21 protein-coding genes are annotated in these 24143 nt (G+C 70.1%); 9 read left to right on the plus strand and 12 right to left on the minus strand.

Features of this window, described 5'->3' with window-relative positions; all coding sequences use genetic code 11:
- Nucleotides 1–65: 65 nt before the first annotated feature.
- On the plus strand, nt 66–1163 hold the full coding sequence (locus OG241_RS04585) for an NAD(P)-binding domain-containing protein (RefSeq protein WP_405813803.1): 1098 nt from the start codon (nt 66–68) through the stop codon (nt 1161–1163).
- Between the two features lie 30 nt (nt 1164–1193).
- On the opposite strand, the gene mltG is transcribed toward OG241_RS04585, so the two are convergent.
- A complete protein-coding gene (mltG, locus tag OG241_RS04590) occupies nt 1194–2090 on the minus strand; it encodes an endolytic transglycosylase MltG (protein WP_405813805.1) in 897 nt (298 codons plus the stop codon).
- A 65-nt stretch (nt 2091–2155) separates the two neighbouring features.
- Nucleotides 2156–3955, minus strand: coding sequence for an ABC transporter ATP-binding protein (locus OG241_RS04595; RefSeq protein ID WP_405813807.1), 1800 nt, complete (start codon nt 3953–3955; stop codon nt 2156–2158).
- A 97-nt stretch (nt 3956–4052) separates the two neighbouring features.
- Between OG241_RS04595 and OG241_RS04600 the strand changes: the two genes are divergently transcribed.
- On the plus strand, nt 4053–4523 hold the full coding sequence (locus OG241_RS04600; RefSeq protein ID WP_405813808.1) for a MarR family winged helix-turn-helix transcriptional regulator: 471 nt from the start codon (nt 4053–4055) through the stop codon (nt 4521–4523).
- 71 nt (nt 4524–4594) lie between these two features.
- Here the strand turns inward: OG241_RS04600 and OG241_RS04605 are convergent, their stop codons facing one another.
- Both OG241_RS04605 and OG241_RS04610 read right to left on the minus strand, forming a co-directional pair.
- Complete coding sequence (locus OG241_RS04605; protein WP_405813809.1) at nt 4595–5980, minus strand: cation:dicarboxylate symporter family transporter; 1386 nt, start codon at nt 5978–5980, stop codon at nt 4595–4597.
- A 144-nt stretch (nt 5981–6124) separates the two neighbouring features.
- Nucleotides 6125–7756 carry a peptide-N4-asparagine amidase gene (locus tag OG241_RS04610; RefSeq protein ID WP_405813810.1) on the minus strand — a complete coding sequence of 544 codons (1632 nt, stop codon included), beginning with the start codon at nt 7754–7756 and terminating at the stop codon, nt 6125–6127.
- 215 nt (nt 7757–7971) lie between these two features.
- Here OG241_RS04610 and OG241_RS04615 point away from each other — a divergent pair, with 215 nt between their 5' ends.
- The 4 genes from OG241_RS04615 (at nt 7972) to OG241_RS04630 (ending at nt 12512) form a co-directional block, all read left to right on the plus strand.
- Nucleotides 7972–9804 (plus strand): ABC transporter transmembrane domain-containing protein, encoded by a 1833-nt coding sequence (locus tag OG241_RS04615; RefSeq protein ID WP_405826046.1) that lies wholly within the window; start codon nt 7972–7974, stop codon nt 9802–9804.
- Nucleotides 9801–11582: an ABC transporter ATP-binding protein gene (locus OG241_RS04620; protein WP_405813811.1), complete on the plus strand. Its 1782-nt coding sequence runs from the start codon at nt 9801–9803 to the stop codon at nt 11580–11582. The genes OG241_RS04615 and OG241_RS04620 overlap by 4 nt, the downstream gene beginning before the upstream one ends.
- A gap of 141 nt (nt 11583–11723) precedes the next feature.
- Nucleotides 11724–12194 carry a DUF5709 domain-containing protein gene (locus tag OG241_RS04625; RefSeq protein ID WP_405813812.1) on the plus strand — a complete coding sequence of 157 codons (471 nt, stop codon included), beginning with the start codon at nt 11724–11726 and terminating at the stop codon, nt 12192–12194.
- Nucleotides 12195–12254: 60 nt separating this feature from the next.
- Nucleotides 12255–12512 carry a type B 50S ribosomal protein L31 gene (locus OG241_RS04630; protein ID WP_405813814.1) on the plus strand — a complete coding sequence of 86 codons (258 nt, stop codon included), beginning with the start codon at nt 12255–12257 and terminating at the stop codon, nt 12510–12512.
- Between the two features lie 38 nt (nt 12513–12550).
- Here OG241_RS04630 and OG241_RS04635 read toward each other — a convergent pair whose 3' ends face one another.
- Nucleotides 12551–13345, minus strand: a complete 795-nt coding sequence (locus OG241_RS04635) for a metal-dependent hydrolase (protein ID WP_405813816.1) — start codon at nt 13343–13345, stop codon at nt 12551–12553.
- 145 nt (nt 13346–13490) lie between these two features.
- Between OG241_RS04635 and OG241_RS04640 the strand changes: the two genes are divergently transcribed.
- Together OG241_RS04640 and OG241_RS04645 are read left to right on the plus strand one after the other, a co-directional pair.
- Nucleotides 13491–16004 (plus strand): DEAD/DEAH box helicase, encoded by a 2514-nt coding sequence (locus OG241_RS04640; RefSeq protein ID WP_405813817.1) that lies wholly within the window; start codon nt 13491–13493, stop codon nt 16002–16004.
- Nucleotides 16005–16023: 19 nt separating this feature from the next.
- Complete coding sequence (locus OG241_RS04645; protein ID WP_405813818.1) at nt 16024–16893, plus strand: acyl-CoA thioesterase; 870 nt, start codon at nt 16024–16026, stop codon at nt 16891–16893.
- Between the two features lie 9 nt (nt 16894–16902).
- Here OG241_RS04645 and OG241_RS04650 read toward each other — a convergent pair whose 3' ends face one another.
- A complete protein-coding gene (locus OG241_RS04650) occupies nt 16903–17919 on the minus strand; it encodes a DUF6397 family protein (RefSeq protein WP_405813819.1) in 1017 nt (338 codons plus the stop codon).
- 127 nt (nt 17920–18046) lie between these two features.
- Nucleotides 18047–18460: a roadblock/LC7 domain-containing protein gene (locus OG241_RS04655; protein ID WP_405813821.1), complete on the minus strand. Its 414-nt coding sequence runs from the start codon at nt 18458–18460 to the stop codon at nt 18047–18049.
- Between the two features lie 96 nt (nt 18461–18556).
- On the opposite strand from OG241_RS04655, the gene OG241_RS04660 reads away from it, so the two are divergent.
- Nucleotides 18557–18985 (plus strand): PPOX class F420-dependent oxidoreductase, encoded by a 429-nt coding sequence (locus OG241_RS04660; protein WP_405813823.1) that lies wholly within the window; start codon nt 18557–18559, stop codon nt 18983–18985.
- Between the two features lie 33 nt (nt 18986–19018).
- Here the strand turns inward: OG241_RS04660 and OG241_RS04665 are convergent, their stop codons facing one another.
- From OG241_RS04665 to OG241_RS04685, 5 genes are all read right to left on the minus strand, one after another.
- The gene (locus OG241_RS04665; protein WP_405813824.1) at nt 19019–19624 is read right to left on the minus strand and encodes a GTP-binding protein; all 606 of its coding nucleotides are present in this window, start codon (nt 19622–19624) and stop codon (nt 19019–19021) included.
- A gap of 150 nt (nt 19625–19774) precedes the next feature.
- On the minus strand, nt 19775–20188 hold the full coding sequence (locus OG241_RS04670) for a DUF742 domain-containing protein (RefSeq protein WP_405813826.1): 414 nt from the start codon (nt 20186–20188) through the stop codon (nt 19775–19777).
- 22 nt (nt 20189–20210) lie between these two features.
- Nucleotides 20211–20648 (minus strand): roadblock/LC7 domain-containing protein, encoded by a 438-nt coding sequence (locus OG241_RS04675; RefSeq protein WP_006382676.1) that lies wholly within the window; start codon nt 20646–20648, stop codon nt 20211–20213.
- Nucleotides 20645–23194, minus strand: coding sequence for a nitrate- and nitrite sensing domain-containing protein (locus OG241_RS04680; RefSeq protein WP_405813827.1), 2550 nt, complete (start codon nt 23192–23194; stop codon nt 20645–20647). Before OG241_RS04680 ends, OG241_RS04675 begins: the two co-directional genes overlap by 4 nt.
- Before the next feature lie 60 nt (nt 23195–23254).
- Nucleotides 23255–24034 carry an MHYT domain-containing protein gene (locus OG241_RS04685; protein WP_405813828.1) on the minus strand — a complete coding sequence of 260 codons (780 nt, stop codon included), beginning with the start codon at nt 24032–24034 and terminating at the stop codon, nt 23255–23257.
- Nucleotides 24035–24143 lie beyond the last annotated feature (109 nt).

Below are 24143 nucleotides of genomic sequence, written 5' to 3' on the forward strand. Positions count from 1 at the left end.
GCGCGACGATCATCTGTCCGACCGGGGCCGGGAAGATCCTCGCCCCTCCCCCGGTTGGTAGAAGCGTGAACAACACCGGGATTCGTGACGGCGTACGAGAAGTCGATGTCGTCGTCATAGGCGCCGGCCAGGCCGGTCTGTCCAGCGCCTACCACCTGCAGCGCACCGGTTTCGTACCGGAGCGTGACTTCGTGGTACTCGATCACGCCCCGCGGCCCGGGGGCGCCTGGCAGTTCCGCTGGCCGTCGCTCACCTACGGCAAGGTGCACGGGATGCACGCGCTGCCCGGCATGGAGCTGACGGACGCCGATCCGGCGCGGCCGTCCGCCCAGGTCATCGGCGAGTACTTCGACACGTACGAGCGCGCGTTCGGTCTGCGGGTGCGCCGGCCCGTGGAGGTACGGGCGGTGCGCGAGGGCGGCGGGGACGGGCGGCTGCTCGTCGAGACCTCGGACGGCGACTGGTCCGCGCGGGCGCTGATCAACGCCACCGGCACCTGGGACCGGCCGTTCTGGCCGCGCTATCCGGGCCAGGAGACCTTCCGGGGACGGCAGTTGCACACCGCGCAGTACCCCGGGCCCGCGGAGTTCGCGGGGCAACGGGTGGTCGTCGTGGGCGGTGGCGCGTCCGGTACCCAGCATCTGATGGAGATCGCTCCGTACGCCGCCGCGACCACGTGGGTGACCCGGCGTCCGCCGGTCTTCCGCGAGGGGCCCTTCACGGAGGAGTTCGGGCGGGAGGCCGTCGCCCTCGTCGAGGAGCGGGTACGCCAGGGGCTGCCGCCGAAGAGTGTCGTGTCGGTCACCGGGCTGCCCCTGAACGACGCGATTCGGCAGGGGCTCGCCGACGGCGTCCTCGACCGGCGGCCCATGTTCGACCGGATCGCCCCGGACGGCGTCGAGTGGGCCGACGGAGAGCGGGTCGACGCCGATGTGATCCTCTGGGCGACCGGATTCCGGGCCGCGATCGACCATCTGGCCCCGCTCAGACTGCGCGAGCCCGGCGGCGGCATCCGTGTCGAGGGGACACGCGCTGTCGCCGATCCGCGCGTCCATCTCGTCGGCTACGGCCCGTCGGCGAGCACGATCGGCGCCAACCGGGCGGGCCGGGCAGCCGTACGGGACATCAGGCGGCTGCTCGACCAGGAACCGGCCACTGTCTGACGTCCCGTACGGCTGACGTGACCCGGCGGATCACTTGGCGGGCAGTCCGCTCTGTTGCCCCTGACCTGGGCTCTGCTGACTCTTCTGGCCTTTCTGGTTCTTCTGGTTCTTCTGGTTCTGGGTGAACTCGGCGACGTTGCGCTGGTGTTCGGCGTAGTCGGCCGTGAAGCGGGTGTCACCGGGCTTGACGGTGACGAAGTACAGCCAGTCGCCCGGAGTCGGGTTGATGGCGGCGCGCATCGCCTCCTCGCCCGGGTTGGCGATCGGGGTGGGAGGCAGGCCCATGCGCTGGTAGGAGTTGTACGGACTGTTCAGACGGGTGTCGTTCGCCGTCGTCAGTAGCGTGGACCTGTTCAGCGCGTAGTTGATCGTGGAGTCCATCTGGAGCGGCATCCCGCGTTCGAGCCGGTTGAAGACGACCCTGGCCACCTTCCCCATGTCCTGCTTGGTGGCGGCCTCGGCCTGGACGATGCTCGCGATGGTGACGGCCTGGTAGACGTTCATGGCGTTGCGCTGCGCGCCGGCGGTGATGGGCGGACCGCCGAACCTCTGGTTGGCGGTGTCGACCATGGCCGACAGCAGGGACTCCGGAGTGGCCTTCTCCTTCAGCGGATAGGTCGCCGGGAAGAGATAGCCCTCGGGGTTGCCCTCGGCGTCGCTCGGGAGTTTCAGCCGGGCCTTGCCGAGCGACTTCTTCGTGCTTCCGGCCGGCAGGGCGAGAGCCTTGTCGACCGCCTCGTACACCTGCATGGAGCGCCAGCCCTCCGGGATGAGGAGGGAGGTCGGCCGGGGGTCCCCTTCGCTGTCGACGCTCAGCAGCGGCACCGCCACGGCGGTGGCCGCGACGACGGCGCCGGTCACGATGAGGAGGGCCCGGCCACGGCGCGTCAGGCGAATCGTGCTCCGTGACGGAGTGTTCATCTGCATGCGGGCACGGTAACCCGCAAAGAGTCACAAACCGGGCATATCTTCATCTTCTCCGACCGCTTGTGTCACCCGGTCGGCTCCAGCTGGGCATCCCGGCGTACGAGCGCCGCATACCGCCCGTCCCGCCGCAGCAGCTCCTCGTGCGTACCCCGTTCGACCGCGCGCCCGGAGTCCAGGACCACGATCTGGTCGGCGCCCCGGATGGTGGACAGCCGGTGGGCGATGGTGAGCGTGGTGCGGTTGGCCGACAGGGCGTCGATGGCTTCCTGGACGGCGTGTTCGGTGCGGGTGTCCAGAGCGCTGGTCGCCTCGTCCAGGATGAGGACGGGCGGGTCGCGCAGGATCGTACGGGCGATGGCGAGGCGCTGTTTCTCGCCGCCCGAGAAGCGGTGGCCGCGCTCGCCGACGACCGTGTCGTATCCGTCGGGCAGGGACGAGATGTGGTCGTGGATCTGGGCCGCCCGCGCCGCCGCGTGCAGTTCCTCGTCGGTGGCGTCCGGTTTGGCGAAGCGCAGGTTGTCGGCAACCGTGGCGTGGAAGAGGTACGTCTCCTGGGAGACGACGCCGACCGCGCGGGCGAGCGTGTCGAAGTCGAGGTCGCGGACGTCGACGCCGTCGATGGTGACCCGGCCGCCCGTCACGTCGTACAGCCGGGGCACGAGGTGGCCCAGCGTGGACTTGCCGGCGCCGGTCGGGCCGACGATCGCCAGACTGCCGCCCGCCGGGACGGTGATGTCGACGCCGTCGAGGATCGGGCGGCTCTTGTCGTCGTAGCGGAACTCGACGTCCTCCAGCCGGACCTCACCCTTGACCGTGTCGAGGTGGACCGGATTCTCCGGTTCGGTGATGTCGATGGGCAGGTCGAGGTACTCGAAGATGCGCTGGAAGAGCGCCAGGGAGGCCTGGATCTGAACGCCGGTGCTCAGCAGGCTGACGGCCGGCCGGAACAGTCCCTGCTGGAGCGAGACGAAGGCGACGAGCGTGCCGATCGAGACGGTCGGACCGCCGAACTGGAGGGCGAGGCCCGCGGTCCAGTAGATGACGGCGGGCATGGCGGACATGACGATGCCGATGACGGCCATCCGCCAGCGGCCGGCCATGCTGGAGCGCACCTCGAGGTCGACCAGGCCGTCGGATTCCTCGGCGAAGGCCCGGGTGAGCGAGTCGGAGCGGCCCATCGTGCGGCCGAGCAGGATGCCACTGACCGACAGCGACTCGGTGACCGTGGCGGCCATCGCCGCCATCTGCTTCTGGCGCTGGGTGGTGATCCGCTTGCGTTCGTTGCCGACGCGGCGGCTGATCCAGACGAACACCGGCAGCAGGAGCAGCGAGACGGCGGTCAGTCGCCAGTCGAGGGCGATCATCGCGACGATCGTGGCGACGACGCTGGTGAAGTTGGAGACCAGGGAGGTCGCGGTGGAGGTGACGGTGGCCTGCATTCCGCCGATGTCGTTGGCGATGCGGGACTGGACCTCGCCCGTGCGGGTGCGGGTGAAGAAGGCGAGCGACATGTTCTGCAGGCGGCCGTAGACGGCTGTGCGCAGGTCGTGCATGACGCGCTGGCCCACGGTCGTGGAGATCAGCGTCTGCAGCACGCCGAGGACACCGCCGAGGACGGCGCTGACGATCATGCCGAGGGCGAGCAGACTGAGCAGTCCGGTGCGGCCTTCGGGGATCGCGACGTCGAGGGTCTCCTTCAACAGGAAGGGGGTCGCGACGGACACGAGTGACGCGGCGGCGACCAACAGGCCGACGATGGCGAGTCGGCCGCGGTAGGGGCGGAAGAGTTTCAGGATGCGGCGGACCTGGCGCGGCTGCTCCACCGAGTCGGCGGAGGGGGTCCAGGTGGATTGTTCGGGTTTCATGGGCTCCTTCGGGAGAACCGGGGATGATGACGACTGCCGGAGCTTAGCTCATTGTTACCTATACTCACAATGAACTGCATCCTGATATTGTTCCCGCATGAGTTCCCCCGACGCCGACGGTCCACTCGCCGACCAGTTGCTGAGTCTGACCCGCCGTCTGCACCGCATCCACAAACACCAGCTGGAACAGCGCGGAGTCGGCATCACCCCGGCCCAGTCCCGGCTGTTGCGCAGCCTCTCGCACCACCTCCAGCACCATGGCCATCCGCCCCGGATGGCCGATCTGGCGGAGCACCTGGAGGTCGTGCCCCGGGCGGTGACGACGCTGGTGGACGCGCTGGAGGCGAGCGGCAGGGTGCGCCGGCTGCCCGACCCCGACAACCGTCGGGTCATCCGGATCGAACTCACGGACGACGGCCGAAAGGCGCTGAGCGAGTTGCGCGGAGCACGCAGGGCTGCGGCGGAAGAGATTCTGGCACCGCTGACGGACGAACAGCGGACAGTGCTGGGGGGCCTGCTGGACACACTGATGGACGGGGTCGGCGCGCCGCCCGAGCGCCGCTGCTGACATGGAAACGGGCCGTGGGTCTTCTCCGGTGACCACCGGAGAAGACCCACGGCCCGTATGAGCGGGGCAGGTCAGCTCGCAGGTTCCTTCACGTGGTCGGCGTCGGCCGCCTCGGCCTCCGCGTCGCTCACGTCGTTGTCGTCGTCATCGCCCTCTTCGGTGATCACGTTTTCCCGGTCCAGTACCTTCTTCGCGCGCTCCAGGTCCAGGGCGCCCTCCCAGCGGGAGACCGCGAAGACGGCGACGCAGTTGCCTAGCAGGTTCGTGACAACGCGCATCGAGTCCATGATGCGGTCGACGCCGAGGAGCAGGGCGACGGCCCCGGCCGGGATGGCGCCGAGCGAGGAGGCGGTCGCAGACAGGGCGAGGAAGGCCGAACCGGGGATGCCGGCCATGCCCTTGCTGGTGAGCATGAGCACCAGGACCACGGTGATCTGCTGGCCGAGGCTGAGGTCCACGCCCACGGCCTGGGCGATGAACAGGGTGCCGATGGAGAGATAGAGCGAGGCGCCGTCGAGGTTGAAGGAGTACCCGGTGGGCAGCACCAGACCGACGGCGTCGTCGCGAGCACCGGCCTTGCGCAGCTTCAGCATCACGCGCGGCATCACGGACTCGGTGGACGCGGTGCCCAGCGCGAGCAGCATCTCCTCGCGGATGTAGCGGAGGAACTTCCAGAGGCTGAGCCCGGTGACCATCTTGAGGGCAACGGCCAGCAGCGCGACGAAGAGCGCGGCAGCCGCGTAGCAGAGGATGATCAACTTGGCGTACGTCTCGATCACGCCGAGTCCGTACTGCCCGATGAGGACGGCCATCGCGCCGAACACGGCGATCGGGGCGAGGCGCATGATGAAGCCGACGACCGCGAAGATGATCTCCTGGGCCTGCTCGATGGCGGGCAGCACCTTCGGCACCTTGGTGTGGCCGAGATGGAGCAGCGCGGCGCCCACCAGACAGGCCAGGATCAGCACCTGGAGGAGTTCGTTCTCGGCGAAGGCGCCGATGAAGCTGGTGGGAATGGCGTTGACGATGAACTCGGTCGTGGAGGGCAGCGAGCCGCCGCCCGTCTTCGCGTCGACCGCCGCGGTGTCGAGCGTGGACGGGTCGACGTTCATCCCCGAGCCGGGCTGCACGAGGTTGGCGGCGAGCAGCCCGATGATCAGGGCGAGCGTGCTCGCCACCTCGAACCAGATGAGGGCCTTGAGCCCGATCCGGCCGAACGCCTTCAGGTCACCGGCCTTGGCGATGCCGACGACGACCACACAGAACACGAGCGGCGAGATGATCGTCTTGATGAGCCGGGTGAAACCGTCGCCGAGCGGCTTGAGATCCGTGGCCACGTCGGGCCAGAGCTTGCCGACGACGATGCCGAGCACGAGCGCGCAGGCAACCTGCGCGAACAGTGAGGTACGCAGTATGTGTGCGGCGCGTCGCGGCAGGGACGGTACGGACTGCGGCACGGGCACTCCTCCAAGGGGTTTCTGGGATGCGGAAAAGTGCTTCCGCGTCGCACACTATTGATCAGCTGTTCGCGCCATCTGCAACCTGCGTATGACGGCCGTGTAAATCATCGACAGCCTCCACAGCGCGCTCACAGAGCACCGTCAGCAGCGGTTACGGTCCTCTGTGAGCACCCCCTGGACGGTCACCAGCGCACGGTCGTGACATCCCCCCGCCGAGCCGTACAGCCGGTAGCGCTCGCTCGTCGTCCCGACGGCGTGACGCTGGTCGCGCGGCACGTTCGCCGTATACGTCGCGTCACCCGTGTACGCGTCGTCGAGCCACGACCACGCCGTACGCCGGCCCGCCGACGTCTGGGTGACGGCCTCCCGGTCGCCCAGTGCCAGCACGGTCCGCAGCCGGTCGCCCGCGCCGAGTGTGGTCGTGCCGTCCATCGTGTACGTCCGTGCCGTGCGGGTCGTTCCGGCCGGCCCGCGCCCGTCGACGGTGACGTTCTCGGTGTCCGTCCAGGTGGCGGTGAGGCCGTCGGTGTCCTCGCCGTCGGTCCAGCGGTGCACGGAGGTGTTGGTGAGGGCGCGGCTGACGGTGGTGACGACCCGGCCGTGCGAGGTGTCGACGTAACCGGCGACGGTCAGCCGGTGCGCGCCGTCGGTGTCGAGGCGGTGTTGCTCGTCGGCCGAACCGGGGGTGTACGTCGAGGAGTTGACGAGGTCGCCGACGTGGTACGCGGTGAGCCGGCCAGTGACCCGCGCGCGCTCGGCGTCCTGCCAGACGAGGACGTTGACGGGGGTGCTCCAGCCGGCCTGCCCTTGTGGGACGCCCACGACGGAGACCTCCACGTCATGCGGGCGGCCGTCGTTGAGAAGCCCGGCGAAGGGGGTCAGATCGTATTCGATCGGTTTGATGTCGAAGGCGCGCGGTCCCGGGATCACGTACCAGAGAAAGGGGTTGGACCAGCCGCCTGTCCACACGGTCGGGAACGGGGCGGCGATTCCGGCCAGTTGGCCGTCGACCTTGACCTGCACCTCGCGATACGGGCCGCCGGTGGCCTTGCAGGAGTAGGGGGCGGCGTCCGGGACCGTGAGGTACCAGTACTCCTCGCAGCCGCCGCCGGACCCCGTCGCGTACACCTCGGCGACGATGCGTTCACTGTTGCGCGGGGTGGTGAGGGTGCCGTCCTGGAGGGTGAGGACGCGGTCGGGAGTGTCCTTCGCGACGGGCTTCCCCGCGTAGAACGTCAGCGTGACCCTGACGTCGAGGATGCCGGTGTACGTGTCGTCGACAACGTTGCCGATGAGCATCTCGACGGGCTGGACCTTGCTCAGGGTGTCGCTGTAGCGCGTGACGTCCTTCTCGACGGACCAGGAGATGCCGTCGGGCGAGGGCTCCGGAGTGGAGGTCCGGAGGACTTCGACGCCACCGATGTGCAGGTAGCCAAGGCGGTCGAACTGACGGCCCTTGACCTTGCCGTCCATCCGCAGCACGACCTTGCTCCAGCTCGCGCCGCAGCCGCTCGGGGGCGTGTACGTGCCCTCGAAGGGCGTGAAGTCCTTGAACTGGGCCTCTGCGACGGTGACTTCGCAGGAGGTCTTTCCGGCCGGCCGGGTGACGGGTGGCGCGGCGGTGACCGGGTCGTGCCAGTCGGTGCCGAACTCGGCGGGGACGTCGACCGGGCGGGCGGCCTCCGTGGCGGACTGGGCGGGGCCCGCCCCGAGGAGGGTGCCCGCCAGAAGGGTCGCTCCGGCAAGCATGGACATGAAGATCCGGCTTCTCATGGCCGGTGTTCTACGGCCAGTCGGCACCGCACGGCAATGAGGCGAACAACCGCCAATCGGGCCGAATCCACGCCTCTCGCCGGAAAACCGTTTGCCTCCGAGCACGGTGTGACGCGAACCTTTCACGGCCCGTTGTCGGCCTTTCCGGCCCCTCCCACCCCCCACGATCACCCCACATTCACCCCCTCATGCGAGATGCGAGCCACTGGGACGTCATGAAGATCCAAGACCTTCCGTATCCGGACCCCGGTGTACCCGACGCACGCTCCGGCCCCAGATTTCTGTGGTGGCTCTTCCGCAACCAGCTCGGCGGGCAGCTCACCGCCCTCGCCTGGGGACTGCTGCACTTCGTGGCCGTCTCCGGGCTGCCCTTCGGCGTCGGGTTCGCCGTCCAGGCGGTCGTCGACCGCTCGGGCCAGAAGCTGGCCCTCGCGGGCGGGCTGATGGTGCTGTGCGGCGGCGCCATCGCGCTCGGCGACAGCATGTTGCACCGGGCCGCGGTCACCAACTGGATCACGGCCGCCGCCCGGGTCCAGCAACTGCTGGCCCGCAGGACCGCCCAGCTGGGCTCCGCGCTGACGCGGCGGGTCGCGGCCGGTGAGATCGTCGCCGTCTCCACCGGGGACGTGGAGAAGATCGGCTGGTTCGTCGAGGCCGTCTCCCGGTTCACCGCCGCCGCCCTGACCGTCGGCCTTGTCTGCGTCGGCCTGTACGTCTACCAGCCGGCACTCGGCATCGTCGTCGCCGTGGGCATCCCGGTCCTCGCCCTCGCGGTACTGCCGCTGCTGCCCAGGGCCACCCGGCGGGCCGACTTCCAGCGCGAGAAGGCGGGCCGCGCCACCGAACTGGCCTCGGACACCGTCGCGGGACTGCGGGTGCTGCGTGGCATCGGCGGCGAGGAACTCTTCCTCGACCGCTATCGCCGGGCCTCGCAGGAGGTACGGCACGCGGCCGTGCGCAGCGCCCGTATGTGGGCACTGATCTCGGCGATCCAGGTGCTGCTGCCGGGCCTGCTGATGATCGCGGTCGTCTGGCACGGCGTACACCTGGCCCGGCAGGGCCGGATCACCGTCGGGGAACTGGTCACCGTGTACAGCGCGGTCATGCTGCTGTCGTATCCGCTGCGGCACTTCGAGGAGATCGCCATGGCGTACTCCTTCTCCCGGCCCTCCGCGAAACGGGCCGCGCGGGTGCTGTCCCTGGAGCGCGCCACGGACACCGCGGGCTCACTCGACGCGGCGGTGCCGACCGGGGATCTGTACGACCCCGCTACCGGGCTGCTGGCACCCGCCGGGTGTCTGACCGCCGTGGTGTGCGGCGATCCGGACGCGGCGGGTCTGCTGGCGGAGCGGCTCGGCGGACACCCTTCCGAGAAGGGCACCTCGGCACGCCTCGGTGGCGTACCGCTGGACGAGCTGCCGCTCTCCAGCACCCGCACGGCCGTCCTCGTCCAGGACAAGGACCCTGTGCTGCTCTCCGGTTCGCTGCGCGAGCTGCTCGACGTGCCCTCCTCGGGTGCGGTGAGCGCCGCGGACGCGCTGGCCGCCGCGCAGTGCGGCGACGTGCTGGAGGCGCTCGTGCAGGGCTCGCTGGACGCCGAGGACCCGTTGGACGCGCGGATCACCGAGCGCGGGCGGTCGTTGTCGGGCGGGCAGCGCCAGCGGCTTGCGCTGGCCCGGTCGCTGATCACGGACCCCGAGGTGCTCGTACTCGACGAACCGACCTCGGCCGTCGACTCGCACACCGAGGCCCGGATCGCGGACGGGGTGCGGGAGTTGCGCGCAGGCCGGACTACGGTCGTGTTCACCTCCTCACCGCTGCTCCTCGACCACGCCGACCGGGTCGTGCTGGTCCACGACGGCGAGGTCGCGGCCGTCGGTATGCACCGCGAACTGGTGAACAAGGTTCCGCGATACCGGGCCGTGGTGACCCGGGAGACCGAGGACGAGGCGTCCGTCGGCGAGGAGCCGCACGACCTGAATGAGCTCAACAGGCTGAATGAGCTGGATGAGCTGGATGAACTCAAGGAAATCGGAGAGACGGCATGATCGGCGTGGCGCCACCGGCGTACGACCCGGCGGCCCCGACAACGGCGAGCACCCTGCCGGTCGGCGCCCCCGCGACCGTACGCGCCTACGTGGCAGAACTGTTCCGCAGGCACCGCCGTGCCTTCCTGCTCCTGGTCACGGTCAACACGGTCTCCGTCCTGGCCTCCATGGCCGGCCCCTATCTGCTGGGTGACCTCGTCGAACGGGTCTCGGACCACACCCGGGAACTCCATCTGGAGCTCACCGTCGGCCTGTTCGCCGTCGCGCTGGTCATGCAGGCCGTGTTCGTACGGCAGGTGCGGTTGCGCGGCGCGATGCTCGGCGAGCGGATGCTGGCCGACCTGCGCGAGGACTTCCTCGTCCGGGCGGTCGGGCTGCCGCCGGGTGTCCTGGAGCGGGCGGGCACGGGTGACCTGCTCTCCCGCATCACGACCGACATCGACCGGCTCGCCAACGCGATGCGCGAGGCGGTGCCGCAGCTCGCCATCGGCGTGGTCTGGGCGGCGCTGCTGCTCGGCGGCCTCGTCGTCACCGCGCCGCCGCTGGCGCCCGCCGTACTCCTCGCCGTGCCGCTGCTGGCGGTCGGCTGCCGCTGGTACTTCCGGCGCGCCCCCTCCGGCTACCGCGCGGAGGCCGCCGGGTACGCCGCTGTCGCCGCCGTGCTCGCGGAGACCGTGGACGCCGGGCGGACGATCGAGGCCCACCGCCTGGGCGACCGCCGGATCGAGCTGTCGGACCGGCGGGTCCGTGAGTGGACGGCCTGGGAGCGCTACACGCTGTGGCTGCGGTGCGTGCTCTTCCCGGTCATCAACGCCACCCATGTGACCGTGCTGTGCTCGGTGCTCATGATCGGCGGGGTGTTCGTGCTCCAGGGCTGGATCGACGTGGGCCAGCTGACCACCAGCGCACTGCTCGCCCAGATGCTCGTCGACCCGGTGGGAATCATCCTGCGCTGGTACGACGAGCTCCAGGTCGCCCAGGTGTCGCTGGCCCGGCTGGTCGGAGTCCGGGACATCGAGCCGGACGCCGGGGACTCCTCGCTGGCCCCGGAGGGCCGGGACGTGCACGCGGACGAGGTGCACTTCGGCTACCGGGAGGGCGTGGACGTACTGCGCAAGGTCTCCCTGGAGGTCGCGCCCGGCACCCGGCTGGCTCTGGTGGGTCCCTCGGGCGCGGGCAAGTCCACGCTGGGCAGGCTGCTCGCCGGGATCTACGCCCCCCGGACCGGCCGTATCACGATGGGCGGCGCCGAACTGTCGAGGATGCCCGCCGAGGAGGTCCGCTCGCACGTCGCGCTGGTCAACCAGGAGCACCACGTCTTCGTCGGCTCCCTGCGCGACAACCTGCTGCTCGCCCGTACGGACGCGGGGGACGCCGAGCTGTGGGCGGCGCTGGGCGCGGTCGACGCGGACGGCTGGGCCCGGGCGCTGGACGAGGGCCTGGACACCGAGGTCGGATCGGGCGGCTCCGCGCTCACCCCGGCGCAGGCCCAGCAGATCGCGCTGGCCCGGCTGGTCCTGGCCGACCCGCACACGCTGGTCCTGGACGAGGCGACCTCGCTCCTCGACCCGCGCGCGGCCCGTCATCTGGAGCGGTCCCTGGCCCGGGTCCTGGACGGCCGTACGGTCGTCGCCATCGCCCACCGGCTGCATACGGCCCATGACGCGGACGTCATCGCCGTCGTGGAGAACGGCCGGATCAGCGAGCTGGGCAGCCACGACGAGCTGGTCGCGGCGGACGGGGCCTACGCGGCACTGTGGCGGTCGTGGCACGGGTGAATCACCGGTGACCGGGCGGCGGGACGGGGCCGGGTCGGCGTCGTCCCGTTGCGCGGTCCCGACGATGAGTGGAACGCTGGAAGCGGCTGCCCGCCCCTGTGGGCGGCGCCGGGGCCGGTCCCCACGCACCTGGAGGTACCCGTGGACAGTGACGAGGGATGGGGAGACGACGTCTACCAGCCCGACGGATCCGAGGTACAGGACGACGCGGGTCTGCTGGACGCCGAGGACACCCTGGTCACCGACGGAGTCGATGACCCCCTCGACCGCGGCTGGTCCCCTCCGGACCGGCCCTGGGCGGTGGAGCGCTCCGGTGTGACGGCGGCGGAGCGTCGCCGCGGCGAGACCCTGGACCAACGCCTTGCCGAGGAACTGCCGGACATCGCGGCAGCGGACGGCGACGGCATCGGCGACTGCGCGGGGACCGACGGCGAGCCGCTGGACAACGAGGTGGGCGCCGCCCGCTCCGGTCGTCTGGTGGCCCCGAACGAGGGCGCGCACGAGGACGGGGAGAGCGGACTGATCGCCACCGACGTGGGTATCGATGGCGCCGCGGCCTCGGCTGAAGAGGCCGCGATGCACATCGTCGACGAGGACGCCCTGTCCGGCTGACCGTCCCCCTGTCCCCAGGGCCCGGTGGTGCCGTCGACCGTTCGAGCGAGGAGAACACTCATGCACCAGGACAAGCAGCCCGCCTACCAGCCGGTCGTCTTCCGGGACCGGGCCGCCGGATACGCCTTCCTGACCCGGTCCACCGCGACGAGCGAACAGACCATCGAGTGGGACGACGGCGAGACGTACCCGGTCGTGGATGTGGAGATCTCCTCGGAGAGCCACCCGTTCTACACCGGCAAGGCGCGGACGGTGGACACCGAGGGCCGCGTCGCCGCGTTCGAACGGCGATACGGCGGCGCGGAGGGCCAGAACTGAGACCACCGTCTCAGCAGCCGGTGTCCGGCGCATCGGCCTCAGATGAAGTTGAGCGCCGCCGCGCAGCCCACTCCCCCGAGCAGCATGAACGCCGGCATGAGCACCTTCAGCTCGACCCAGCTGCCCGCCCGGAACCGCAGCGCCTTCGGCGGACCGATCGGGTACCAGCGCTTGCGGCCGATCGGGATCGGCCACAGGACCGGGCAGCCGGACACTGTCAGCGCGTCCCCGATGTCGTGCACCAGCGCGCCCAGCACGATCGGCAGCCCGAGCCACAGGTACGTCTGCCCCGGGTCGGTGAACAGCCAGTCCGAGCCGTTGCCCGGCTTGTCCAGCACACCGGCCAGGATCCAGGCACTGGTCGCGGCCAGCAGCCAGACCAGGATGTCGGCGCTGGAGCCACGGGTCGCCCGCCACAGCAGGCCTTCGATGGCGAGCACGATGTGCACGAAGAGGAGCGCCAGCACCCCCCAGCGGCCCCCGGTGATCGCGACGGCGGAGGCGCCCACGCCGATCAGGACCGCCCACAGCCAGGTGTGCGTCAGTGTCCGGTGCCCGCCCGAGCGGCGCGGATCGCCCTGCTTCTTCGTTGCCTTGTAGACGGCGTAGGAGAGCTTGTCGACGATCTCGCACAGCCCGCGCGAGATCGGTCCGAAGGCCCGCGAGATCGTCGCCGCCTTGTGGTCGAGATCCGGGGCGAGTGCGGCACCGGCGCAGATCAGGGCACCGACCAGGACCACCGGCCAGGGCATCGGCTTGCCCGCCGCGGCCGCGGCGGCTCCGACACCGAGCCAGGCAGCGGCCCCCGAGAGTGAGTGTGCTGGTCCCATCATGGCCGTGTTCCGCCCTATTCCTCGTACGCCGCTGTCCAGTTGACCGGGAGCGCTGACGCTCCGTCGGCGACACAGCGTAGCGGCCGTGATCTTCGGACTCGCATCCGATTCCCCCTTCACCTGGGATCACAGGCAAGATGGGGGCGTGACCCTCATCGATCAGCTGCCGCCGACCGCAGACCCCGACGCCCTCTACGAAGCCTTCGAGTCGTGGGCCCAGGAGCGCGGTCTCACGCTCTACCCGCACCAGGAGGAGGCGCTGATCGAGGTGGTCTCGGGTGCGAACGTGATCGTGTCGACGCCCACCGGGTCCGGCAAGAGCATGATCGCGGCGGGCGCGCACTTCGCCGCGCTGGCCCGGGACGAGGTCACCTTCTACACCGCTCCGATCAAGGCCCTGGTCTCGGAGAAGTTCTTCGAGCTGTGCAAGATCTTCGGCACGGAGAACGTCGGCATGCTGACCGGCGACGCCTCCGTCAACTCCGACGCCCCCGTCATCTGCTGCACGGCCGAGGTGCTGGCGTCCATCGCGCTGCGCGACGGCAAGCAGGCGGATGTCAACCAGGTCGTGATGGACGAGTTCCACTTCTACGCCGAGGGCGACCGCGGCTGGGCCTGGCAGATCCCGATCCTCGAGCTGCCGCAGGCGCAGTTCATCCTGATGTCGGCGACGCTCGGCGACGTCGCGATGTTCGAGAAGGACCTCACCCGCCGCACCGGCCGCCCGACCTCGGTGGTCCGCTCGGCGACCCGTCCGGTCCCGCTGTCGTACGAGTACAAGCTGACGCCCATGACCGAGACGCTGACGGAGCTGCTGGAGACGAGGCAGGCGCCCGTCTACATCGTGCACTTCACCCAGGCGCAGGCGGTGGAGCGGGCGCAGGCGCTGATGAGTATCAACATGTGCACGCGTGAGGAGAAGGACAAGATCGCCGACCTGATCGGCAACTTCCGCTTCACCACCAAGTTCGGCCAGAACCTGTCCCGTTACGTCCGGCACGGCATCGGTGTCCATCACGCCGGCATGCTTCCCAAATACCGCCGACTGGTCGAGAAGCTGGCCCAGGCAGGCCTGTTGAAGGTCATCTGCGGCACGGACACCCTCGGCGTCGGCGTCAATGTGCCCATCCGTACGGTGCTGTTCACGGCGCTGACGAAGTACGACGGCAATCGCGTACGGACCCTGCGCGCGCGTGAGTTCCACCAGATCGCCGGCCGGGCGGGCCGCGCGGGCTTCGACACGGCGGGCTTCGTCGTCGCGCAGGCGCCCGAGCACGTCATCGAGAACGAGAAGTCGCTCGCCAAGGCGGGCGACGACCCGAAGAAGCGCCGCAAGGTGGTCCGCAAGAAGGCGCCCGAGGGTTTCGTCGGCTGGACGGAGAGCACCTTCGACAAGCTGATCACCTCCGATCCTGAGCCGCTGACCTCCCGCTTCCGGGTGACTCACACCATGCTGCTGTCGGTGATCGCCCGCCCCGGCAACGCCTTCGACGCGATGCGGCATCTGCTGGAGGACAATCACGAGCCGCGCAAGCAGCAGCTGCGGCACATCCGGCGCGCGATCGCCATCTACCGCTCGCTGCTGGACGGCGGTGTCGTCGAGAAGCTGGACGAGCCCGACCCGACGGGACGCATCGTGCGCCTGACGGTGGATCTCCAGCAGGACTTCGCGCTGAACCAGCCGCTGTCGACCTTCGCGCTGGCCTCGTTCGAGCTCCTGGACCCGGAGTCGCCGTCGTACGCGCTGGACATGGTGTCGGTGGTGGAGTCCACGCTGGACGACCCGCGCCAGATTCTCGCGGCCCAGCAGAACAAGGCGCGAGGTGAGGCCGTCGCGTTGATGAAGGCGGACGGCGTCGAGTACGAGGAGCGCATGGAGCGCCTTCAGGACGTCTCGTACCCGAAGCCGTTGGAAGAGCTGCTCTTCCACGCCTACGACACCTACCGCAAGAGCCACCCGTGGGTCGGCGATCATCCTCTCTCCCCCAAGTCCGTCATCCGGGACATGTACGAACGCGCCATGTCCTTCACCGAGTTGGTCTCCCACTACGATCTGGCCCGCACCGAGGGCATCGTGCTGCGCTATCTCGCCGGCGCCTTCAAGGCCCTCGACCACACCGTCCCCGACGACCTCAAGTCCGAGGACCTGCAGGATCTGATCGCCTGGCTGGGCGAGATGGTGCGTCAGGTCGACTCCAGCCTCCTGGACGAGTGGGAACAGCTCGCCAACCCGGAGGTGATGACCGCCGAAGAGGCCCAGGAGAAGGCGGACCAGGTCAAGCCGGTCACGGCCAACGCGCGCGCGTTCCGTGTACTCGTCCGCAATGCCATGTTCCGCCGCGTCGAACTGGCCGCCCTCGACCAGGTGGGGGCCCTCGGCGAACTGGACGCGGAGGCAGGCTGGGACGCCGACGCGTGGGGTGAGGCGATGGACAAGTACTGGGACGAGTACGAGGACCTCGGCACCGGCCCCGACGCCCGCGGCCCCCGGCTGCTGATGATCGAGGAGGAGCCGCAGAACAGGCTGTGGCGCGTCCGCCAGACCTTCGCCGACCCGAACGGCGACCACGACTGGGGCATCAGCGCGGAGGTCGACCTCGTGGCATCCGACGCGGAGGGCCGTGCGGTCATCAAGGTAACGGCCGTCGGTCAGCTGTGAACACAGGAGAATCGCACCCATGACGAACGCAGCCGAGAGACTCGTCGACCTGCTGGACCTGGAGCAGATCGAGGTCAACATCTTCCGTGGCCGCAGCCCCGACGAATCCCTCCAGCGGGTCTTCGGCGGCCAGGTGGCGGGCCAGGCGCTGGTCGCCGCCGGGCGCACCACGGACGGCGAGCGTCCTGTGCACTCGCTGCACGCGTACTTCCTGCGCCCGGGCCGTCCGGGCGTGCCGATCGTGTACCAGGTCGAACGGGTCCGTGACGGCCGGTCGTTCACGACCCGGCGGGTCACGGCTGTGCAGCAGGGCCGCACGATCTTCAATCTGACCGCCTCCTTTCACAGACCCGAGGAAGGCAGCTTCGAACATCAGCTGCCGCCGGCCCGGAAGGTCCCCGATCCGGAGTCCCTGCCGAACGTCACCCAGGAGATCAAGGAGCATCTCGGCGCGCTGCCCGAGCAGTTCGAACGTATGGCGCGCCGTCAGCCCTTCGACATCCGTTATGTGGACCGATTGCTCTGGACCCCCGAGGAGGTCCAGCAGTTGGAGCCGCGCAGTGCGGTGTGGATGCGCACCGTCGGCCCGCTGGGGGACGACCCGCTCGTCCACACCTGCGCGCTGACGTACGCCAGCGACATGACGCTGCTGGACGCGGTCCGTCTCCCGGTGGAGCCCCTGTTCGGCCCGCGGACCTTCGACATGGCCTCGCTGGACCACGCGATGTGGTTCCACCGGCCGTTCCGCGCGGACGAGTGGTTTCTGTACGACCAGGAGTCGCCCATCGCCACAGGTGGGCGCGGGCTGGCCCGCGGCCGGATCTACGACGTCGAGGGCAGGCTGCTCGTCTCCGTGGTCCAGGAGGGGTTGTTCCGGAAACTGGGCTGAGCGTCGGGCTCAGACCCGCGCGGCGCGCTTGCGGTCCCGTGCGGGGCGTGGGTTTCTGCCGCTCAGGCGACCCAACAGGCCACGGGTTCGCTCCGGTACCCCGGATTGCCCGGACACCTCGGGTCGGCTGTCCTGCGGCGGGGGCACAGGCCGGGCGCGGTCCTGTTCGGGCGCTTCGTGCGCGGGCGGGGCCTGTTCCGACGTTGGGCGCGGTGCGGGTCGGTGGTCGCGGGCCTCGGCGAGGGTTACGGTCAGGTCCGCGCGAAGCCAGAGGATCTCGTCCGGATCGTCCGCCGTCATGATCCGTTCGGCGAGACCGGCGGTGGGCGAACCCGGCACGCCGTGGGCCGGCTGTTCCGGCCGCAAGCGGTTCACATGGGCGCGTTCGTAGGGGTCGTCCACGATTTCCGCCACCTGGGCGGGGTCGAGGAAGGACGCCACGACCGCGGCCCGCGCCCACGGATCGTCGGCCGGGCGGAGCAGGAATCCCAGTTGCCGTCCCCGCCAGTTGCGGGGCCGCAGGTCCAGGCCTGCTTCGAGTTGGTCCCGCTGGCTCCGCGAGGTGCGGCCGGTCAGCAGCGGGGCGCTGTCCTTGCCGACCGCGAACTGCCGTAGTTCGTCGGCGAGATACAGCCACACCACGGCCCGGTAGCGATTGAGGTAGAAGGTCACTGGTGTCACCAGGCCCAGTCGCGCCAGGCGGGTGAACCGGGTGGGCGTCACATCCATGAGCTTCGCGCCGTCGGCCGTGCCCACCGCCCGGACGCGTTCGCGCAGCGTCTCGGGGAAGTGTGCGTCGTTGCGCAGCCGGTGGATCTCGTCACGGTCGACGCGCCGACCGCCGCCCCCTTCGTCAGGAAGGGTCCGGACGCACCCGAGGTGGACGGCGAGATCGAACTCGCGCCGTTTCAAACCGAGTTCACGTGCGGCACGGCTCGGTGTGAAGGGCGCGCCGGGGGTTCGGATCGTGCCGGTGGGCGGTGCGGTGGCGGTCTGAGCAGGTCGCGTGATGCTGACACCTGACATGGTCGGTCTCCCCCGTGGAGTGGATGGCCCGCGCCGTGTGCGCCGGCCTCGGGAAAAACCGTATCCGGATTGGCGCCCGGTCCGGCAAGGCTGTGGATAACTCTCGCCGGAATGACATATCCGCAGGTCAACTGTCCGATGTCGGAATGTTTTCGGGTTGCCTGGCATCCACGTCGAGGTGTTCGCCGACCCGATTGACGAGCAGTGTCATCTCGTAGGCGATCTGGCCGATGTCGGCCTCCGCGGCGCTGAGCACGCACAGACAGCTGCCGGTGCCGGCCGCTGTGACGAAAAGCACCGCGTCGTCGAACTCGATCATCGTCTGGCGCACTCGGCCCGCGCCGAAGTGGCGTCCCGAGCCTTTCGCCAGGCTGTGCAGGCCCGACGACACGGCGGCCAGATGCTCGGCGTCCTCACGTCGAAGTCCCGTGCTCGCGCCGGTCACCAGCCCGTCGTTCGACAGGACGAGCGCATGTCGTATGTGTTCGACGCGCTCGGTCAGATCGTCCAGAAGCCAGCCAAGTCCTTGGTTCTCCGCCATGTTTCCGAATCTCCCCGTACGGCAGGTCCTCCAAGCCGAAGGATCCGGTCAGCCACCCTTCCCCACGGCCGCCCTCCGAGCAAGGAGGATGGGCGCATGGCACAGAAGATGACTGACGAGGAATGGCGGGCGTTCGTCTCGCACGGCACCCGCACCGGAAAACTGTCGAGCGTCCGGGCCGACGGAAGCCCGCACGTGGCCCCGATCTGGTTTCTGCTCGACGGTGACGACCTGGTTTTCAACACGGGGAAGGACACGGTGAAGGGGCGCAACCTGGCCCGCGACGGCCGGATAGCGCTGTGCGTGGACGACGACCGGCCGCCCTTCGGCTACGTCGTGATCCAGGGCCGGGCGACGCTGTCGGAGGAACTGGACGACGTCCGGCACTGGGCCGCGCGCATCGGCGCACGCTACATGGGCGAGGAGCGAGCCGAGGAGTTCGGCGCCCGCAACGGTGTTCCCGGGGAACTCGTCGTCCGCGTCCGCATCGAGAAAGTACTGGCACAGACCGACCTCGCCCTCTGAGGAGGGGCGCGGCCCACTCGCGTACTCCTCGCCTCAGCTAACGGAGTCGAGCAGCCGGGCGGTGTGCATCCGCCCGGCGTACTCGACCAGCCGGATCAGCACTTCCTTGCCCGAGTCACGGTCTCGGGCGTCGCAGAGCACCACGGGTGTGCCCTGGTCGAGGTCGAGGGCGCGCGACACGTCCTGAGCGTTGTAGGAGCGGGCGCCCGCGAAGCAGTTGACGGCCACCACGAACGGGATGTGGCGGTGCTCGAAGTAGTCCACGGCGGGAAAACAGTCCTCCAGTCGGCGGGTGTCCGCGAGGACGACGGCCCCGAGGGCGCCCTGCGACAGTTCGTCCCACAGGAACCAGAAGCGGTCCTGGCCCGGCGTACCGAACAGGTACAGGGACAGGCCTGAGCGAATGGTGATGCGGCCGAAGTCCATGGCGACGGTCGTGGTGACCTTCTGGTCGACGCCGTCGGTGTCGTCCACCAACTGGCCTGCCTCGCTCAGCAGTTCCTCGGTGCGCAGCGGCCTGATCTCACTGACCGCGCCGACCAGTGTGGTCTTGCCGACGCCGAATCCGCCGGCGACCAGAATCTTCAGCGCCAGTGCGGACATCTCGTCCTCCGTGGCGTCGGAGTGCTCGGAGACCATCGTTCACTTCTCTCGGGAGGGCCGGCAACGGTCGACGTTCATAGGTGTGTACCGCGCTCCCGCGGTGGCTCCGCGCGCGGTGTCGCCGCGTGTGTGCGAGGTCGGCTTCATGGCAACGGTTTCTCCTCGCCGGGGAATCGGACCTCTCATCTACAGTGCCCTCAGTCCTTCGATCACCTCGCGCAGAATGCGTTCGTCGGGCAGCTGCGCGGGCGGCACCGGACGGCTGACGGTGACACAGCCCAGTTCCACGAGGTCGCCGAGCAGCACCCTGACCACCCCTACGGGGAGGTCTGCGTCCGCGGCGAGTTCGGCGACGGACTGTGTCTCCGTCCGGCACAGGTCGATAAGCGTCCGATGCTCGGGACCGAGCGCCGTGTCGTCGTCCGTGCCGGGAGCGCCCGGGTCGAGCGTGACGAGCGCGATCAGGTCGAAGCGCACCCCCGTGGGGCCGGGTTTGGTGCGTCCGCCCGTCATGGCGTACGGGCGGACGAGGGGTCCGGCCTCGTTGTCGTACCACTGGCTGCCCGGTTCCCGCAGGGTGCCTGTCGTGTCCTCGGTCATCTGTGCGGACTGCCCTCTCGCCTCATCCGGCGGCGGGCGGACGGGCCGCTGCCCGCGGCGCCGTGTGGAGGTGCTCGCCCACACGTTTCACCAGCCGCGCCATCTCGTACGCCACAAGGCCTATGTCGGCGGTCACGGCGGTGAGCACCGCGAGGCAGGAGCCGTCGCCCGCGGCCGCGACGAACAGGAAGCCGTCGTCCATCTCCACCATGGTCTGCCGCACGCCACCGGCGCCGAAGTGCCGTCCCGCGCCCTTGGCGAGGCTGTGGAAGCCCGAGGCGACGGCGGCGAGGTGCTCGGCGTCCTCGCGTTCGAGATCGGTGGAGGCGCCCACCGCGAGCCCGTCGTTGGACAGCACCACCGCGTGCCGTACCTCGCTGACGCGCAGTACGAGGTCGTCCAGCAGCCAGTCGAGTTCGCCGGAGCGCCGCTCCGCCCTCGTGCCCGGATCCTTGATCATGCGCGGTCTCCTTCACTGCTGTCTCTGCCGGTTTCGGAACCTCGGGCGGCTCCGCGGCCGGGTGACCTGCCGCCGCCCCGCACCCAGCCGTCGTGGTAGGCCGCCATGCGGTCTCGTACGGCCTCGGGGGTGCGCTTCTCCTCGTTGCCGGAACCCGGCGTCCGTGTCGGCTCCGCCGGGCGCTGTTCGCGCAGTTGGGGAGCGAGGTGTGCCTGCCGGACGCGCCGCGGGAGGTCGTCGCTCTCCTCCGCGTCGCCGGGGTCCTCTGGAGGACGGTGCAGCCGCAGGGCGGTGACTCCTGGCGGTGGGGTTTCGGACGCCGACTCCGCCACGGCCTGTACGGGAGCCACCAGTGCGGGTCGGTCCGCCGGCGCCTGCACCAGCTCCTGGGACGGGGCGGTGGCAGCGGGCACGCGCGCGTACTCGCGCTCGACAGCTCGCTCCCGGTCCACCGCCGCGCGGGGCGAGCGTTCCGCCGCGCCGCCGTGCAGCAGCGCTGTGGGCAGCAGGACGACCGCGGTGGTCCCGCCGTAGGGGGAGGTCCGCAGGTGCACCTTGATGCCGTGCCGCGCGGCGAGCCTGCTGACCACGAAGAGCCCGAGTCGGTCGCTGTCGAACAGGTCGAGCGCCTCGGACTGTTCGATGCGGCGGTTCGCCTCCGCCAGGGTCTCGCGGCCCATCCCGAGGCCCCGGTCCTCGACCTCCACGGCGTAGCCGTTGCCGACCGGTTCGCCGGTGACGCGCACCCGGGTGTGCGGGGGTGAGAACTGGGCCGCGTTCTCGACGATCTCGGCCAGGAGATGCGTGAGGTCGGCGACGGCGGCGCCCGTTACGGCCGCCTCGGGGAATTGGCGTACCTCCACGCGCGCGTAGTCCTCGACTTCGGAGACGGCGGCGCGGACCACGTTCGTCAGGGAGACCGGCAGACGCCAGGCCCGGCCGGGCGCCGCTCCGGAGAGGATGATCAGGCTCTCCGCGTGGCGCCGCATACGGGTGGTGAGGTGGTCCAGTCGGAACAGGTCGCTCAGTTCGTTCGGGTCGTCGGACCTGCGCTCCATGCTGTCGAGGAGGCTCAGTTGGCGGTGGACGAGGACCTGGCTGCGACGCGCGAGGTTGACGAAGACCCCGGAGATGCCGCTGGCGAGTTCCGCGCGTTCCACGGCGGCCCGCAGCGCGGCACGGTGCACGGTGGCGAGAGCCTCCGCGACCTGCTCGGTCTCGTCCTCGGCCGGCGGTCCGGGGGGTGCCTCGGCCCGGATGTCGATCTCCTCTCCCGCGCGCAGCTTCAGCATGGCCTGCGGGAGTTTGTGGCGAGCGATCTCCAGGGCGCTGTTGCGCAGACTCACCAGCTCGACCACGAGGCCGCGTCCGATGCGTACGGAGATCACCAGGGAGGCGACGACGGAGGCGAGGCCGAAGAGCACCGCCGCGCCGGCCGGGGTGAGCAGGCCCCGGGCGAAGGGATCGGCCCGGTGCGCGACGTCGTGGCCCGCGTCCGTCTCGATGGCCCGCATACCGCTCTGCACGCGTGCGTGCGTTCTGGCCCAGGTCGCTTCGGGCGCGGCGGCGATCGCCTTGACGCCGGGGCGGGCGCCGAGCACCTTGTCCTCGACGGCGGCCAACGTGGCGTACGCGCTGCCTGACGCGAGGGTCTGCCAGCTGGCTCGCTCCGGGCCGCGCAGGTCCGGGGCGGTGGCTTCCAGAAGGTTGCGGCGCGTGTCGACGGCTCCGGTGAAGAGCCGCAGCCGCTGTCCGTCGAGCCGCCCGGCGAGCCGCGCCCCGGCGAGCCGCGCCCCGGCGAGAACGGTGTCCTCCTGGGCCAACGACTCTCCCGCGCGGGAGAATTCGAGCAGTACACGCGCGTCGGAGCCGAGCTGGGCGTCCTGGATGCCGGTGAGCGCACCGCCGACGGCGAAGGCTTCGGAGATGCTTTCGGTGTACCGCGCGTACGCCTCGGCCCATCCCGTACGGCGGTCGAGCACCGACGCTCGCAGCGTGCGCAGTTGTTCGACGCCGACGACGAAGGTTTCCAGGCGCTCCGCGACTCCGGCGGGCAGTTCCTCGCCGTCGGCGACGGTGTTGCGCTCCCCGAGGCGAAGCTTCGCCACGGTCCGGTCGGTGTGCTCGCCGAGCGTCCTGAGGTCGAGTCCCGGGACGGAGGACGGATCGGTGGCGCGGCGTACGGCCGCCTCACGTTCGACCTGGAGCGCTGCGACAGCGGCGGCGACCGGGGCGCGCACCTGGGAGTCGACGCGCTGCAACTGCCGCAGCCGGGCGACGTCCTGGGCCGTGGTGACGGTGGCGTAGGCCCACAGCGCGAGCAGCGAGACGACCGGCACCATCAGCAGGCAGACGATCTTGGCGCGGACGGTTCCCGGCCGCAACCGCCAGCGTCCCGCGCGCGTGGGCACCTCGTCGGGCAGGGTTCCGAGCAGTTCGTCGGAGTCTTCGTCGGCCGGCGGACCGGCGTGCGCGCGGCGTCCGCGCGTCGGGGGCGGGGGCGCCGTCCCGGCGCCGGGTATCGGGGTCCTACGGGGTGTACGCATGGCCTCCTCGCTCGTGGTGGTTCGGGGTCTGCCCGCGGGTCGTGGACGGCCCGCCGCGCGTCACTGGCCGGCGGCGACGCTGTCGACCGGTCGCTGGGCGGACGCGGATTCCTGGCGTTCCCCGGCCGTCGGCGACAGTGCGACGAACGCCGAGGTCAGGAAGAGGTAGGACCCGAGGCCGACGGCGAGGGGGAAGATGAACTGCATCGCCGTGGCCCCGGGCAGCGTCTGGCCGGAGGGCGTGACGTCCACGCGCACTGCGAACATCGCGGTGTAGTGCATGCTGCTGACGGCCGCCCCCATGACGAGCGAGGCGACGGTCACCGCCTTCGGCGACTTGATGTTCAGAGCCGCCCACAGGGCCGCGGTGGCCGCGACGACGGCGATCACCACGGAGAGCGCGACGAGCGCCGGGTCGTACTTCACGTCGCCGTGCAGGCGTACCGCCGCCATGCCGAGGTAGTGCATGCTCGCCACACCCAGCCCGGTGGTGAGTCCGCCGACAAAGAGGGCGCGGGCTCGGTCGTGCCCGTAGCCGACGGCGAAGACTCCGGTGGAGACGACGGCCATGGCGACGAGGAGGCTGAGGATCGTCAGCGGCACGTCGTAGCGGATGTCGGTGCCGCCGACGCTGAAGCCGAGCATGGCCACGAAGTGCATGGTCCAGATGCCGGTGCCGATCGCGGAGGCCGCGGTGACGAGCCAGTTGCGGCGCGAGCGCCCGGTCGCGCCGAGCGCGCGGACGGTGCAGCGCAGCCCGAGGGCGGCGCCTGTGCAGGCCATCACGTATGACAGTGCGGGGGTCAGCCAGCCGAAGGCGGCGTGGTCCAGGTGTCCCATGACCAGGGGACGCTAGTGGGGGCATGGGCGCACATTGGGGGCGCATTTCGAAAGGTATTGAAATATGGCAGGGAAATGCGCCTGAACGATCGCGTCCAGCTCGAACATG

Origin of the sequence: Streptomyces sp. NBC_01390, from assembly GCF_045040105.1 — a bacterium.
Classification (GTDB): domain Bacteria; phylum Actinomycetota; class Actinomycetes; order Streptomycetales; family Streptomycetaceae; genus Streptomyces.